12 protein-coding genes and 1 pseudogene are annotated in these 14,711 nt (G+C 72.7%); 8 read left to right on the forward strand and 5 right to left on the reverse strand.

Translation table 11 applies throughout. The annotated features are described in order from the left end of the window. Positions 1–176 precede the first annotated feature (176 nt). Complete coding sequence (locus tag ACGF5U_RS13455; RefSeq protein ID WP_392710272.1) at positions 177–464, reverse strand: SCO0607 family lipoprotein; 288 nt, start codon at positions 462–464, stop codon at positions 177–179. Between the two features lie 241 nt (positions 465–705). Further along, the gene (locus ACGF5U_RS13460) at positions 706–2,472 is read right to left on the reverse strand and encodes a trypsin-like peptidase domain-containing protein (RefSeq protein WP_392710274.1); all 1,767 of its coding nucleotides are present in this window, start codon (positions 2,470–2,472) and stop codon (positions 706–708) included. A 208-nt stretch (positions 2,473–2,680) separates the two neighbouring features. Here ACGF5U_RS13460 and ACGF5U_RS13465 point away from each other — a divergent pair, with 208 nt between their 5' ends. From ACGF5U_RS13465 to ACGF5U_RS13475, 3 genes and pseudogenes are all read left to right on the forward strand, one after another. Continuing rightward, on the forward strand, positions 2,681–3,484 hold the full coding sequence (locus ACGF5U_RS13465) for a glycerophosphodiester phosphodiesterase (protein WP_392710276.1): 804 nt from the start codon (positions 2,681–2,683) through the stop codon (positions 3,482–3,484). A gap of 59 nt (positions 3,485–3,543) precedes the next feature. Further along, positions 3,544–4,086: pseudogene (locus tag ACGF5U_RS13470) on the forward strand (ATP-binding protein); the annotation flags it as partial. A 544-nt stretch (positions 4,087–4,630) separates the two neighbouring features. Continuing rightward, entirely contained in the window at positions 4,631–5,599 is a 969-nt protein-coding gene (locus ACGF5U_RS13475; protein ID WP_392710278.1) for a DUF5926 family protein, read from the forward strand. A gap of 362 nt (positions 5,600–5,961) precedes the next feature. Here ACGF5U_RS13475 and ACGF5U_RS13480 read toward each other — a convergent pair whose 3' ends face one another. After that, a complete protein-coding gene (locus ACGF5U_RS13480; protein ID WP_392710279.1) occupies positions 5,962–6,564 on the reverse strand; it encodes a hypothetical protein in 603 nt (200 codons plus the stop codon). 307 nt (positions 6,565–6,871) lie between these two features. Continuing rightward, complete coding sequence (locus tag ACGF5U_RS13485; protein ID WP_392710280.1) at positions 6,872–7,555, reverse strand: bifunctional DNA primase/polymerase; 684 nt, start codon at positions 7,553–7,555, stop codon at positions 6,872–6,874. 712 nt (positions 7,556–8,267) lie between these two features. Between ACGF5U_RS13485 and ACGF5U_RS13490 the strand changes: the two genes are divergently transcribed. Together ACGF5U_RS13490 and ACGF5U_RS13495 are read left to right on the forward strand one after the other, a co-directional pair. Next, positions 8,268–9,821, forward strand: coding sequence for a PP2C family protein-serine/threonine phosphatase (locus ACGF5U_RS13490; RefSeq protein ID WP_392710281.1), 1,554 nt, complete (start codon positions 8,268–8,270; stop codon positions 9,819–9,821). Positions 9,822–9,917: 96 nt separating this feature from the next. Continuing rightward, positions 9,918–11,444, forward strand: coding sequence for an aminopeptidase P family protein (locus tag ACGF5U_RS13495; RefSeq protein WP_392710283.1), 1,527 nt, complete (start codon positions 9,918–9,920; stop codon positions 11,442–11,444). A gap of 71 nt (positions 11,445–11,515) precedes the next feature. Here the strand turns inward: ACGF5U_RS13495 and ACGF5U_RS13500 are convergent, their stop codons facing one another. Beyond that, positions 11,516–11,980 (reverse strand): ATP-binding protein, encoded by a 465-nt coding sequence (locus ACGF5U_RS13500; protein WP_392710285.1) that lies wholly within the window; start codon positions 11,978–11,980, stop codon positions 11,516–11,518. A gap of 215 nt (positions 11,981–12,195) precedes the next feature. Here ACGF5U_RS13500 and ACGF5U_RS13505 point away from each other — a divergent pair, with 215 nt between their 5' ends. The 3 genes from ACGF5U_RS13505 to ACGF5U_RS13515 all read left to right on the forward strand — a co-directional run bounded on the left by ACGF5U_RS13505 (position 12,196) and on the right by ACGF5U_RS13515 (position 14,686). Further along, positions 12,196–12,987 carry a hypothetical protein gene (locus tag ACGF5U_RS13505; RefSeq protein WP_392710286.1) on the forward strand — a complete coding sequence of 264 codons (792 nt, stop codon included), beginning with the start codon at positions 12,196–12,198 and terminating at the stop codon, positions 12,985–12,987. A 190-nt stretch (positions 12,988–13,177) separates the two neighbouring features. After that, positions 13,178–13,936, forward strand: coding sequence for a YcnI family protein (locus tag ACGF5U_RS13510; protein ID WP_392710288.1), 759 nt, complete (start codon positions 13,178–13,180; stop codon positions 13,934–13,936). A gap of 51 nt (positions 13,937–13,987) precedes the next feature. Further along, a complete protein-coding gene (locus tag ACGF5U_RS13515) occupies positions 13,988–14,686 on the forward strand; it encodes an SCO family protein (protein WP_392710290.1) in 699 nt (232 codons plus the stop codon). Positions 14,687–14,711 lie beyond the last annotated feature (25 nt).

Here is a 14,711-nt window from a genome sequence, read left to right on the forward strand (position 1 = left end):
AGCATAGGACCGTGCTGGTGGTCTGTCCTGATCAGGCAACCACAGCCCTGGTTCCCGGGCCGTCGCGACTTCGGGAGACCTGATGCCGGGCGCGGACGCTACGTCGGTGGCGGAGGCGGACGCCGTGGCAACGGTGGCGGAGGCGGAGGCGCGTGTCGGCGGCTGTGCCGGTGCCTCTACGGGGTCTCTATGAGGCGGCCCTTCTCGTCGAGGAGCTTGTCGCCCCAGTACACGTCCCACTTGTCGCCCACGTACTCGGGAACCTTGCCCTCCGGGTAGCGGACCCAGCCCTCCGGGGGTTCCTGGCCGTTGGCGACGCAGTCGCCGCCGGTGTCCCGCACCGCCTTGACGGGGTAGCTGTCGGACCCGCACATGCGGTCCTGGATCGAGCAGCCGGTGAGGAGCAGCGCCGTGGCCGCGCCCGCGAGGGCGAGGCACGGGAGGGAACGTCGGATGCGCGGCATGGGGCAGCCCTTTCTCGTTGGTGCTGCCAGTCTGTGCCGAGGGGGCCCGGGCGGGATGAGTAGGCGTACTCAACTCCGGTGCGGAGTGGCGCCCTTGTACGTACGGCTGTACGTACGGCTGTACGTACGGCTGTACGTACGGCGTACCGGCCCCACGTGGCGTGGTCCGTACGGGACCGTGGGGCCGCGTACTTCGACGGCTTCGCCGACAGGGACCGCGAGTCGGCCCGCCGGGTCGACCTCAGCTGTCGCCCGTGCGCGCATCCAGCACCACTTCCGCCGTGGCCTCCTTGCCGCCGCGCTCGTAGACGATGGTCACCTTGTCGCCCGGCTTGTGCGTCCAGATCTCGCTGATCAGGGTCGGGCCGCTGTCGATCGCCCGGTCGCCGAACCGGGTGATCACGTCACCGGGCTTCAGGCCCGCCTTCGCCGCCGGGCCGTTGGGGCTGACGGCGGGGGTGCCGCCGGCGCCCTGGTCGGCGATGGTGGCGCCCTCGCCCTTCTCGGTCATGTTCACCGTCGCGCCGATCACCGGGTAGACCGGCTCACCAGTCTTGATCAGCTGCTCGGCGACGTTCTTCGCCTGGTTGACCGGGATAGCGAAGCCGAGGCCCACGGAACCGGCCTGCGACTGGCCGAACCCGCCGGCGCCCGGAGACTGGATCGCCGAGTTGATGCCGATGACCGCGCCCCGCGCGTCCAGCAGCGGGCCGCCGGAGTTGCCCGGGTTGATCGACGCGTCGGTCTGCAGGGCGCTCATGTACGAGTTCTTGCCGCCGGAGCCGTCACCGGACGCGACCGGGCGGTTCTTGGCGCTGATGATGCCGGTGGTCACCGTGTTGGACAGGCCGAACGGCGCGCCGATCGCGATCGTCGCGTCGCCGACGGCCACCTGGTCCGAGTCGCCGAGCGCGAGCGGGCTCAGGCCCGCCGGGGCGTTCTTCAGCTTGAGGACCGCCACGTCGTAGCCCTGCGCCCGGCCGACGACCTCCGCGTCGTACGTCTTGCCGTCGGAGAAGGTGGCGGAGAGCGTGCCGCCGTCCGCCGCCGACGCGACCACGTGGTTGTTGGTGAGGATGTGGCCCTCACGGTCGTACACGAAGCCCGTGCCGGTGCCGCCCTCGCCCTGAGAGCCACCGGACTTGGCCTCGATGGTGACGACGCTCGGCAGGGCCTTGGCCGCGATGCCCGCGACCGTTCCGGGGTCGCGCTTGACCTCCGTGGGGCCTTCCCCGGCGGAGACGGTCGTCGACACGGTGGGGTCCGACTGGCGCTCGGCCGCCCAGTAGCCGACGCCGCCGCCGACGCCGCCCGCCACGAGCGCGGCCACCAGGACGGCGGCGATCAGGCCGCCGGAACGTTTGCGCGGCGTGGCGGGGAGGGGCGCCACCGGGGCTCCCGCACCCCACACCGGCCCGGCCGGAGGGGCGGCCGGAGGGACGGCCGCGGTGGCGTGGGGATCTCCGGGGGCGGGGTGGGCGGGAGCGGGGTGCCCCTGAGTCGGGTGACCGGGGGCCGCGTGACCGCCGTCCGTGTGGCCGGGGGCCGCGTGACGGGCGGTGGGTTCGGTGGGAGGCGTGGGGGCGGTGGGGTACGCCGCCGGGGCGCCCTCGAACGCCGACGGCGCGGGCTCGTACGCCGGCAGGGGCGTCGGCGGGTTCTGCGGCGGCGGGGGCGTCGCCGGGAGGGAGGCGGTGGGGGCCTCCGCCGGATGGGCCGGAGCACCACCCGGGGCGGCAGCCTGGGGCGCGGGGGCACCCGGGGACGCGGGAGCGGTCGGAGGCGGGGACGCGGAGGCTTCCGCCTCGGAGGCCTCGGAGGCCTCTGGCCGCTGGGGCGCCTCGGGCCGCTGAGGCGCCTCGGCTGCCCCGCGCGGCTCCGGCGTCTCGGAACGGGCACCCTCCTGGGCGGCCTGCGCGGGCGCGGCGGTGTCCTCGGGAGCGGTGGCCGGCACAGGGTGTGCGGACGGGGCGGACGGAACCGCGGTGCCCTCGTTCTCGGTGCTCACAGCTCGTTCTCCTCGGTTTCCACGTCTGGCGGAGTGACTCTCGGCCTGTGCGATCGGCCTGCGCAGTATCTGCGGTCAGCTTTTCCCACAGCCCGTCAGGCCACTGTAAGCCGGAGCTGTGCGTGCGCCACCCCTCCTTTATCTCCGGCATATCGGACGCCATCCGAAGGCGTGCCCCCGAGCGCGGGAACGGTGGCACCATGACGCGGTGACTCATGTACGACAGCACCCGATTCAAGTCGTCGCGCACCGAGGCGCCTCGGAGGACGCACCCGAGCACACCCTCGCCGCATACATGAAGGCGATCGACGACGGGGCGGACGCCCTCGAATGCGATGTGCGGCTCACCGCGGACGGCCATCTGGTCTGCGTGCACGACCGGCGGATCAACCGGACCTCCAACGGCCGGGGTGCCGTCTCCGCGCTGGAGCTCGCCGATCTCGCCGCCCTGGACTTCGGCTCCTGGAAGGACCCCGACGAGTCCCCGGACTGGGGCGACCGCGAGTTCACCTCCGTGCTGACCCTCGAACGCCTCCTGGGCCTGGTGGCCGACGCGGGCCGCCATATCGAGCTCGCGATCGAGACCAAGCACCCCACCCGCTGGCGGGGCCAGGTCGAGGAGCGGCTCGTGCAGCAGCTCAAGCGCTACGGGCTGGCCGACCCGGAGCCCGGCGCGTCTCCCGTACGGATCATGAGCTTCTCCGCCCGGTCGCTGCACCGGGTCGCCGCCGCCGTGCCGAACGTCCCGACCGTCTACCTCACCCAGTTCGTCTCGCCCCGGCTGCGCGACGGGCGGCTGCCCGCCGGCTCCCGGATCGCCGGCCCGTCCATCCGGATCGTCCGCAACAACCCCGCCCATGTCGCCCGGCTGCACCGCGCGGGGCACCGCGTCCATGTCTGGACGGTGAACGAGCCGGAGGACGTGGATCTCTGCGTACGGCTCGGGGTCGACGCGATCATCACAAACCGCCCCAAACAGGTTCTGTCACAACTGGGCCGTGCGTCACAGTAGTTACACGGTGTACTCCGGCGCATTCGCTCCGTAGAGACCTGTGTCTACTGCGTCACTGTATGCGGACTGGCCGGTTTCCGGTCCAGGCCATTGGGGCATCCACACGGTGGCGTGGGGCGAAGGAGGTCTCGGGGGTGGCGTTGGTGATGGCACAGGAAGTGCCGACGTCGTCGAGCATGGCCGTACCCCATGGCCCTGCGGGCGTGGGCGAGGCGCGACACCGGATGCGGCAGCAACTGCGCCGTAGCGGGGTCTCGGATTCCATGGTCGACGATGCCGTACTGGTCCTCTCCGAACTGCTCAGCAACTCCTGCCGGCACGGCAGACCGCTGGGCCGGTCGGAGGTCGGTGACGGCGACGTCCGCGCCGCCTGGCGCGTGGACACGGAGGGCACGCTGACCGTCGAGGTGACGGACGGGGGTGGTCCCACTCGCCCTGTTCCGTCGACGCCCTCGGTCACCGCGCGCGGCGGCCGTGGGCTGAACATCATCAGCGCACTCGCCCAGGAGTGGGGCGTACGGGACAGCGCGGCGGGCGAGGTCACCGTCTGGGTCGTCATGACGAAGGGGCCCCAGCGCGACGATTTCGCTACGCGCGTCACGGGCGGTGGCCCCGGTGCGTCGCGTACACGGGCCGTGAACGGATCCGTGGGCGGGGCGGCGGGCGCGTCCGCGAGCAGGGCGGCCAACGGCGCGGCACGCGCGGCGGTCGGCGGCACGGTCGGCGGCACGGTTCCCGGCGGGCTCGCCGACCCCGTGAGCGCCGCCGGTTCGGCGGCCGGCGCCGCTCCGGTCACAGGCCCAGGACCCGCCACCGAGTCTGTCACGGGCGCCGTCGCAGGTTCTGCCACAGGTTCCGTCGCCGGGTCTGCCACAGGTTCCGTCACGGGGTCTGTCACGGGTTCCGTCACGGGATCTGCCGCAGGGGCCGCCGCGGATCCCGTCGCGGGGGCCTTCGACTTCCTCGACGCGTACGACGATCTCGACTGACCCGACGCGGGGCCGGTGCTGACGTCGGCTCGGCCTCCGCCTCGGGCATCGGGCATCGGGCATCGGCGTCGGCGGCTCGGTGCGCGGCGCGAACGCCCCGGTGCGGCTAGGCTCGCGGCCGACACAGCACCGCCGTTGTTACGGGAGAAGCCACAGCATGGCCAAAAAGCGCCCCCACACCAAGGCCGCCGCACCTCGGGTGACGAACGGAGAGGTGCCGGTCGTCGGGGCCCGCGAGCCCTGCCCCTGCGGTTCGGGCCGCCGCTACAAGGCGTGCCACGGCCGCGCCGCCGCGCAGGCCGTGACCGAGCTGGTCCAGCGCCCGTTCGAGGGCCTGGCCGGCGAGTGCGACTGGGTCGCCCTGCGCGAGCTGGTCCCGGCCGCCACCGCGCCCCTGTCCCTGAAGGGTGGACTGCCCGATGGCGTACCGTCCGTGACGCTGGCGACCGTCCTGCCGATGGCCTGGCCCGCGCTGCGCCGCGACGACGGCTCCGTCCTGCTCGCCCTGCAGAACGACACGTCCTCCGGTGACCTGAGCCGCGACCTGGCGGACACGCTGCAGCGCGCGCTGGCCGCCCGGCCCGGCACGCCGGTCGCCGCGCAGCGGGTGTCCGCCGACGGCCCGCGTCTGCAGGACCTGCTGGACCCGGAGGCCCCGTTCGAGCCGGTCGTCCACACGGGCTTCGAGTTCTGGGTGCCGGACTCGACGGAGAACGCGACGCCCGAGGTGACCGCGTCCCTGGAGCGCGCCAACGCCGCGGCGATCCCGACGGTCAAGCTGTCGGGCGTGGACGCGGCGTACTGGTGTGAGACGCCGGAGAAGAACCACCTGCGCTGGGTGATGCCGCATCCGGAGGAGCGGCTGCTCGACGCGCTGGCCCGGCTGCACGCCGCCGGTACGTCCTCGCTGGGCGAAGGGACCCGCCTCGTGGGCTCGTTCCGGGCGCACGGTCTGGTGGTTCCGGTGTGGGACCTGCCGACCGGCATGGGCGCCGAGGAGTGCGAGAAGCCGGCCGCCGAGTTCGCCGAGCGGCTCGCCCAGGCCCTGCGGGTCGACGCTCAGCTGAGCGCGGAGGAGCGCCGTGCGCGGGGCGGGCTCACCAACCGCCAGGTGACGCTCAGCTGAACGCCGTGTGACATCCGGGGAGCCTCCGGGGAACGCCCCGGGGGCTGTCCGGGGAACGGCGGAGCTCCCGCGAAGGGGCGGCGAAGGCACGAGCGAAGCCGCCGCGAAGCTACCGAGGGGGTGCCTGGAGGGCGCCCGCGAAGGCGTCCCGCGCCGTCGGTGACGTCCGCCACAACTGCCCGTACCGACGGGTAAATCCCTGTCCGAATTACAGAGATCGAATTTGCGAACAGCCGATCTCTTGTTACGGTTCTGGAAGCCCGGTCGCTGGTGCATCCCCCGTCGCCAGCGACCGGGTCCTTCCATTTTCGCGGAATGCAACACTCCGCTCTTGGTGTGACGCCCCGGACCTCAGGTTCCGCTCAACGTGGCGTCGTCTCCGGCGAGTTGCTTCCCACTCGCAACAGCAGCGGAGCGTCCGGGTCGCCCGCCGCCGCGAACTCCGCCATCGCCGTGTAATCGCCGGACTTCCCGCGTGTCCGCTCTCTCGGAGTTTCACAGGCGCCCGGCTCGTCGCCGGCCGCCACGCGGCAATGCGTCCGTACGGTCCGGCTCTCGGGGCCCATCAGGGTGAGGACGGCGCTCAGCTCGGCGCCCGTGGCATTGCGGTAGTACGTCCGCGCCCATGTGTCGGACCCCTCCGTGAGGACACAGGTCTGTGCCTCGATGCCGTCGGGGGAGACAAGTTCGGGTCCGCACCGCGCCAGGTGCGCGTCGTGCTCGGCGGGCGCATCGCTTTCGGCCAGAAGTGCCGGCGCGTGCGCGATGCCGTCCCCGGGCTCCGGCGCGGATTCCGTGCCCGCCTCGGGTTTCGGCCCCGGTTCCTCCGGGGAAAGCGCGGCGAGTCCCGGCTTGGCGTCGGCGGTACCCGGTACGGGGCTGCCGGCCGGTCCGGCCGACGCCGCCAGCGGCAGCAGTGCCGTGAACACGGCGAGGGCGCCGAGCCCGATCATGCGGAGATTCACGCTCGTCCCACCTGCCCACTGCCCGGGGGTCGCCCGGGGTTTCCCGACGGTGGGCCGAAGATATCGGCGCACGGCGGCCCCGAAGACCGCCGCGCGCCCGATTCCCCTACACGTCGGCACCGCTCACACCCGTACGAGTGATACGCGCGTGACGAACGACGACGACGGCGACACCTGATCACGACGGCGGCACGTGATCACGATCGCGACGCGTGATGCCGACCGCGACACGTGATGCCGGGTGCTGCCGGCTGAGGACGCTGATGACGCTGATGACGCTGAATGACGGGTGATACGGCTCCGGCGGTCAGTACCGGAGCCGGCTGCCGCCCCCCGGGGTGCTCGTGCTCGCCTCGACCAGCGCGTCCACGACGGCTTCCACGTCCGGCAGCCACGGCTTCGCGGAGCCGGTGAGCGGCGCGCGCTCCCAGCGCACCCGCCCGGTGCCGGTCTCCGAGGGCGGCAGCACCAGATAGCCGCCGTCCCCGTGGAACCGCAGCGAGCTGGGCACGCTGTCCTTGACGTACAGGAGCTCGCCGAGTTGTTCGAGGGTGTACGGGGCGACCAGCAGCGACCAGCGGGTCGGGGTGGCCACGACGGGGCCGAGCCGCATGTCCCGCCGGTCCAGCGCGGCCAGCGCCCGCGCGCCCGCGACGGCGGGCAGGCTCACCGCGCACGGCGCACGGCCCCCGGTGGCGAGCACGATCGGGGCGTCCGGGCGGTTGGTCCACCACCAGCGCACCATCCGCTCGTCGGTGCTGGCCGCGAGGAGCCCGGGGTCGAAGGGGTGTGCGCCGGGTACGACGCACTCGGGGTCGGGACAGGCACAGCGGCGCTCGCGGTCGCTGCGGCGCCCCGCCGCTTCGAGCCCCGCGCCGGGGAGTACGGGCCAGTCCCACTCGGTGGCGCACAGGAGCGCCGCGTCGAGTTGCGCAGGCCCCCTCTTGCGCCGGAACCGGAGCCTGCGTCGCCTTCCGAGGATCTCGCGCATGAGCGCTCGTTCCTTTCCGTTGAACGCCGAGGTCCACATCACCGCACGTGATCACGCATACGCGGTCACGGACACACGATCACGAGACGTGTACAACAGGTGTGCCTTGCTTCACTGCGCGTACTTCACAGGGGGCCGAGCGTCGGCCGCACGGGACGGGCCGGACAGCCCGGGTCCATTAAACGCATGGCGAGGGGTGGCGCGCCCATGGCGCTTGGTGGCCCGCTACGTCCCGCCGGACTTCCCGCTCTCGTTCCGCCGAACCTGTCGCTTCGTTCCGCCGGACTTCTCCCCGCCGCTCGCCCCCGCCTCGCGGGGACGAGGCACGCCTTCGGCATCAAGGACGCCAGGGCTTCCCGCCGGGTTCCGGGCCTGCCCCAACTGCCCCTGGCCACTGCCTTCATACGTACCCCCGCTCGTCAGGGATGACGCTCGGACGGTGCTAGCACGACGCTCGGATGACGCTCGGATGATGCTCACCGAGGAGCCTCCCAGGCGTCCGTGAGGACGTCGTCCCGGGCGGTGCCCCGCTGTCGAACCCGCTCAGTCGACCGCAAAACCTCCCCATAGGGGCCATTTTTTGGCCAAGTTCAGCAGGAGTTCAGCATCGCACAGACACCACACGTCCCGCTGGGACAATGCTGGACATCCCCTTACGACTGCGTGTACATGTGGATGCAGTGATAGCGGCGCAGAATACATGCGGAATGACATGGGGGTTTGCGATGCTATTGAGCGAAACGAAGCAGCCGGAAAGCCGGCTGCCATGAGCGCCCCTCACCTGCCGAAAGTGGCCGGAATCGATCCAACGGTCCCTGCGCCCGCGCACACTGCCGATCCTTCTCCTCTTCCGGGCGTGCCCGCCCCGCCCCCGGCCCCCGGCGTGCTGATCCAGGACCGGCTGGCCGGCTGGGTCTCCGACCTCACCACCCTCCACGAACTCACCGAACGCCTCGCCAGGACCGGCACCCTCGACGACGCGCTGCACGAGCTGCTGCGGGCCGGTGCCGCGCTGGTCGGCGCCCGCCGCGGCATGGCCGTCCTCGAACCCGCCGACGGCCTCGGCCCCAGCTCCACCATCGGCCTCGGGCTCGCCCACGCCGACCTCGGCACCATCGAGACCGTGCCGCGCAGCGCCACCTCCTACGGCCGCATCCTCGACGGCCTGCCCGACACCGGCGCGGGCGCCCCGCGCCGGCGGAGCGCGGGGCGGCTGCCCGAGCCGGTCGCCAGCCCCGACCTGTTCGGCGACGAGCACCTCGACCCCCGCCACCGCGAGGTCGCCGCCCGGCTCGGCTTCGCCGCCAGCTACGCCGTACCGCTGGCCACCGAGACCGCCGGGAAACTGGGCGCCGCCGTCTGGCTGTACGACGAGCCCGCCGAACCGGACGAGCGCCGCCGCCATCTGGTCGGCCTCTACGGGGCGTACGCCTCCGAGCACCTGGCGCGGCTGCTGGAGCTGGAGCGCGGCCGGGCGACCCTCGCCACGATCGCCGATGAGCTGCTTCCGAGCCGGCTCCCCCGCGTGCCGGGCGTCCAGCTCGCCGCCCGCCTCCGCCCCGGCGCGCGCGGCGGAGGCGACTGGTACGACGCGCTGCCGCTGCCCGAGGGGGCCCTCGGGCTGGCCGTCGGCTCGGTCTCCGGCACGGGCCCGAGCGCCCTGGCCGCGATGGGCAGGCTGCGGGCGTCCCTGCGGGCGTACGCGGTGATGGAAGGGGAGGACCCGGTCGCCGTACTGTCCGATCTGGAGCTGCTGCTCCGCCTCACCGAACCCGCCCGGTCGGCCACCGCGCTCTTCGCGTACGCGGAACCCGCCCAGCGGAAGATCGTCCTGGCCGGGGCGGGGCACACGCCGCCGCTGATCGTCGGCGAGCGGCGCACGGAGTTCGTCGAGACGTCCCTCTCCGCGCCGCTCGGCATGCTCGCCTGCTGGGAGGCGCCGAGCGTGGAGATCGCTCCGGAGCCCGGGGAGACGGTCCTGCTGTACACCGACGGGCTGCTGCGGCGCACCGGGGACCCGATGGACCGGGCGTTCGCGCGGCTGCACGCGGCGGCGGCCGCCGTGCCGAAGGCGGACCGCGCGGACCCGGGCGCGATCGCGGACCACGTACTGCGGACGGTGCTCCCGGACGGCCTGGACGGCGCCCCGGTCCGCCCGGACGGCGCCGGAGCCGGCGGGGACGCCGGGGGTGCCGGGGGTGCGGGGGGTGCCGGGGGTGCCGGGGACGGCGAAGACATCGTGCTGCTGGCGGCCCGCTTCGAGTAGGCCGGGTGCCCGGCGGGCCCTGGGCCGCTTCCCGTACGACCGTACGATGGGAAGCGGCCCAGTGTCGTACCAGACGTACCCAGAGGAGGCGGACCCGTGGCTGAAGAGCTCACGCCGGAGAACCCGGAGACCCCGGAGACACCGGAGAACCCGGGCACCCCGGCAGCACCGGATTCTGCTGCTACCGCAGCGGGCCCGGAGACCGAAGAGCCCGTCAAGCAGCGCAAGAACGGTCTGTACCCGGACGTGTCCGACGAGCTCGCCGAGAACATGAAGTCCGGCTGGGCCGACACCGAGCTGCGGGACCTGGAGCCGATCGCCCAGGCCGAGCGGACCGCCGCCCGCCGCGCGGCCCTGTCGGCCCGCTTCCCCGGTGAGCGCCTGGTGATCCCCGCGGGCAACCTGAAGACCCGCTCCAACGACACCGAGTACGGCTTCCGGGCGTCCACGGAGTACGCGTACCTCACCGGCGACCAGACCGAGGACGGGGTACTCGTCCTGGAGCCGAAGTCCGAGGGCCACGAGTCGACGCTGTACCTGCTGCCCCGCTCCGACCGGGAGAACGGCGAGTTCTGGCTGTCCGGCCAGGGCGAGCTGTGGGTGGGCCGCCGCCACTCGCTGACCGAGGCGTCCGTCCTGTACGGCGTCCCGACCGGTGACGTGCGCCGGCTGGCCGGCCTGCTCGCCGAGGCCACGGGCCCGGTGCGGGTCGTGCGCGGCCACGACGCCGGGATCGAGAAGGCGCTCACCGACAAGGTGACCGGTGAGCGCGACGAGGAACTGCGGGTGTACCTGTCCGAGGCGCGCCTCGTGAAGGACGACTTCGAGATCGCCGAGCTGGAGAAGGCCTGCGCCTCCACGGCCCGCGGCTTCGAGGACGTCGTCAAGGTCCTCGACAAGGCCGAGGCCACCTCCGAGCGCTACATCGAGGGCACCTTCTTCCTCCGCGCCCGGGTCGAGGGCAACGACGTCGGCTACGGCTCGATCTGCGCCGCCGGGCCGCACGCCTGCACCCTGCACTGGGTCCGCAACGACGGCCCGGTCCGCTCCGGCGACCTGCTGCTCCTGGACGCCGGTGTGGAGACGACCGAGCTCTACACCGCCGACGTGACGCGGACGCTGCCGATCTCCGGCCGCTACACGGACATCCAGCGCAAGATCTACGACGCCGTGTACGAGGCGCAGGAGGCGGGTATCGCGGCGGTCAAGCCGGGCGCCAAGTACCGCGACTTCCATGACGCCGCGCAGCGCGTACTCGCCGAGAAGCTCGTCGAGTGGGGCCTCCTGGAGGGCCCCGTCGAGCGGGTGCTGGAGCTCGGTCTGCAGCGTCGCTGGACCCTGCACGGCACCGGTCACATGCTCGGCATGGACGTTCACGACTGCGCGGTCGCCCGGACCGAGACGTACGTCGGGGGCACCCTGGAGCCGGGTATGTGCCTGACGGTCGAGCCGGGCCTGTACTTCCAGTCCGACGACCTGACCGTGCCGGAGGAGTACCGGGGCATCGGTGTCCGGATCGAGGACGACATCCTCGTCACCGAGGACGGCAACCGGAACCTCTCGGACGCGCTGCCGCGCCGCTCCGACGAGGTCGAGGCGTGGATGGCCGCTCTGAAGGGCTGACCCGGGCCCGTCACGCGAACGTCCCCCACCGGTACGCCCGGTGGGGGACGTTTCACGTGAAACACCCAACGTCAGGTCACGGCCAACGGTGCGTCGGTCCGCCATTTCACGATCTTGTCGAAGCTCACCACCGCACCACCCCGGCCCGCTCTGTTGCCGAAGTGCACATGATCGGCAAGCTCTTCGATCAGACGCAGGCCACGCCCGCTCTCCGCGTCGAGATCCGCCCGGTGCACCACGCGTGCGGGCTCGGCCGGGAAACCCGGCCCTGAGTCCGCCACTTCGATACGGCACTTATCGCCGTCCAGGTACGCGGTCACCCGGAACTCGGTGGACGCCTCCCCCTGGCCGCCCGGCCCCCGGCCTCCACCGCCGTGCTCGACGGCGTTGGCACACGCTTCACCGAGCGCCAGGGACAGGTCGTAGGAGACATCCGGATCGACCCCCGCGGTCTCCATCGTGCCGAGGAGAAGGCGACGGGCGAGCGGAACGCTCGCAGCCTCGCGCCGCAAATGGAGTGACCACCAGATGCTCATGCTCCAGCCTCCTGGCTGCGGCTCGACATATCGGTACGTATTTCCGCACTTCGGGCTTGTAAGCACGAAGTTGACGCCGGGACCCTCATTCGGCGGATGCGCGTACCTCGTACGCCGGTGTATACGGCCACGCATGTGGGGCCTCTGATACCAAAGGGTGACCTTATGGACCTGCCGTGTGGCGGGCCCGAGGGCAGTGGGATGATGGCCCGGCCATGACTGCCCCCGCCGCTCCCCGGCTGCTGAGGGCCGCGGTGTTCACCGCGGTCTGCCTCGTGCTGTCCGCGCTCGGGCACGTCCTGGCCGCATGCGAGTCCGTCCCCTGGTGGACGCTCGCCGCCGGATTCCTCGGCGTCTTCGTCGTGGCCCTGCCGTTCACCGGGCGGGAGCGCTCGCTGCCGGTGATCGCGGCGGCTCTCGCAGGCGGACAGCTCGCCCTGCACACGCTGTTCGGGCTCGGACAGCAGCACGGGGCGGCGCAGGCCGCGCACGGCGGCCCCGCTGACGACGCGCTGATCCGGGCCGCCGCCCGGCTGGTGTGCGGCGCGGGCATGGCGGCGCTCAGCCCCGGCGACGCCCACCGGATCGTCACGGCCGCCGGTCTCGACCCGGCGGCGGCAGCGGCCGCCGCGACCCCCGCCGCCCCGCACGCCGCCGCCGACGCACAGGCGTTGCCCAGCCTCTCCATGGCGCTCGGCCATCTGCTGGCCGCCCTCGTGACGGGGTGGCTGCTCCGCCGGGGCGACCTCGCGCTCCTGCAACTGGCCCGGCTGGCCCAGGTGTCGGCGCGCGGCGCCGTCGAGGTCGCCGAGGAGACGCTCGTACGGTCCCTGCGCGGCGCGCTGGTTCTCGTACACGCGCTGATGGCCGGGCTGACGGTACCGACCGCGACCGGGCCGCGACCGCCGCGCCCGGACGACGACACCCCGGCGCCGAACCCGTCGGACGCGCTCCAGCACTCGGTGATCAGGCGCGGCCCCCCGGCCGTCCTCGCTCTCGCAGCCTGACGCGACCCGCTCGACAGGAGCGGTGTCGCGACGCCCGCGCGCGCCCACCGCCCGAACCGTCGTCACGGTCGCCCGCCGTCACGGACGCCCGTCTCGTCCGGCGTCACGATCGCCCGTCGTCACGGTAGGGCCGGTCTTTCCGCGCGTCGGCGCACCCACCCGTACCCGCACCTGTGGAGTGTGTTCTGCCATGAACGTCTCTCGTCGCCTCGCCGTCGTCGGCGGTGTCACCGTCTCCTCCGTCGCCCTGTTCTCCTCGGCCGCCTTCGCGCACGTCAGCGTGCAGCCGCAGGGCGAGGCCGCCAAGGGCGGCTACGCCACGGTCAACTTCAAGGTCCCCAACGAGCGGGACAGCGCCTCGACCGTGAAGGTCGAGGTCACCATGCCGGCCGGCCACCCGCTCTCCTCCGTCATGCCGCAGCCCGTGCCCGGCTGGAAGGCCGAGGTCACCAAGGCCAAGCTGGACCAGCCGCTGGAGGTGCACGGCAAGAAGATCACCGAGGCGGTCACCAAGGTCACCTGGACGGCGGACGGTTCGAAGATCGGCCCCGGCGAGTTCCAGCAGTTCCCCGTCTCGCTCGGCCGGCTGCCCGAGGACACCGACAGGCTCGTGTTCAAGGCTCTCCAGACGTACGACAACAAGGAGGTCGTCCGCTGGATCGAGGAGCCCCGGGAGGGCGCCGCCGAGCCGGCGACCCCCGCGCCCGTACTGACGCTGTCGGCCCCGGCCGACGGCCACCACGGTGGAACCGGCACCGGCACCGGCACCGGCACCGGCACCGACGCCAAGAGCGGCCACAAGGACGCGGCGGCGAAGACGTCCGGGACGGCCTCGGCCTCCGCCGACGTGAGCGACACCACGGCCCGTGTGCTCGGGGTCGTCGGCATCCTGGTGGGGGCCGCCGGTCTCGCGTTCGGTGTCCTCGCCGGGCGCCGCAGGTCCGCCTGACCCGCCCGCCGCACACCGCACCACACCGCTTCCGAGAGAGAAACCGACGACATGCGCAACCTCATCCGCGCCGTGCGGCCCCGCCGCGCGGCCCGGCGCACCCCACTGATCGCGGCGGCGTTCGTCGCCGCGTCGGCGCTGGCCCTGTCCGCCTGCGGCACCGAGACGAAGGCGGGCGGCAGCCCGGTCGCCGACGTGTCGCTGGCACCCGGCAGCTCCAAGCCCGGCACGGTCCTCGACCGGCCCTACACGAAGCCCGACCTCGTCCTCACGGACACCACCGGCAAGCCGTACGACCTCCGCGCCCGTACCAAGGGCAAGCCGACGCTGATCTACTTCGGCTACACGCACTGCCCCGACGTGTGCCCGCTCACGCTGAACAACATCGCCATGGCGATGCGGGAGCTCCCGAAGGAGGACCGCGACCTGCTCCAGGTCGTCTTCGTCACCACCGACCCCGAGCGGGACACCGCCGCCGAACTCGCCAAGTGGCTGCCCTCGGCCGGTGACCCCTCCTTCGTCGGCCTCACCGGCGACTTCGCGACCATCCAGGCCGCCGCTCGCCAGATCGGCATCGGCATCGACCCGCCGACGAAGGAGAAGGACGGCACGGTCGTCTCCATGCACGGCGCCCAGGTGATCGCCTTCTCGCCCAAGACCGACCAGGGGTACGTCCTGTACGGCGAGGACACCACCGACAAGGAGTACGCCAAGGACCTGCCGAAGCTCATCAAGGGGGAGAACCCGTGAACCGCCGCCTCCACCCTCGCTCCCT

Source organism: Streptomyces sp. NPDC047886 (genome assembly GCF_043204435.1).
Classification (GTDB): domain Bacteria; phylum Actinomycetota; class Actinomycetes; order Streptomycetales; family Streptomycetaceae; genus Streptomyces.

Coding starts and splice junctions, on each gene's coding strand:
- ACGF5U_RS13515 (WP_392710290.1), top strand. CDS start 13,988: ATGCGCAACCTCATCCGCGCCGTGCGGCCCCGCCGCGCGGCCCGGCGC.
- ACGF5U_RS13455 (WP_392710272.1), bottom strand. CDS start 464: ATGCCGCGCATCCGACGTTCCCTCCCGTGCCTCGCCCTCGCGGGCGCG.
- ACGF5U_RS13485 (WP_392710280.1), bottom strand. CDS start 7,555: ATGCGCGAGATCCTCGGAAGGCGACGCAGGCTCCGGTTCCGGCGCAAG.
- ACGF5U_RS13475 (WP_392710278.1), top strand. CDS start 4,631: ATGGCCAAAAAGCGCCCCCACACCAAGGCCGCCGCACCTCGGGTGACG.
- ACGF5U_RS13500 (WP_392710285.1), bottom strand. CDS start 11,980: ATGAGCATCTGGTGGTCACTCCATTTGCGGCGCGAGGCTGCGAGCGTT.
- ACGF5U_RS13505 (WP_392710286.1), top strand. CDS start 12,196: ATGACTGCCCCCGCCGCTCCCCGGCTGCTGAGGGCCGCGGTGTTCACC.
- ACGF5U_RS13490 (WP_392710281.1), top strand. CDS start 8,268: ATGGGGGTTTGCGATGCTATTGAGCGAAACGAAGCAGCCGGAAAGCCG.
- ACGF5U_RS13510 (WP_392710288.1), top strand. CDS start 13,178: ATGAACGTCTCTCGTCGCCTCGCCGTCGTCGGCGGTGTCACCGTCTCC.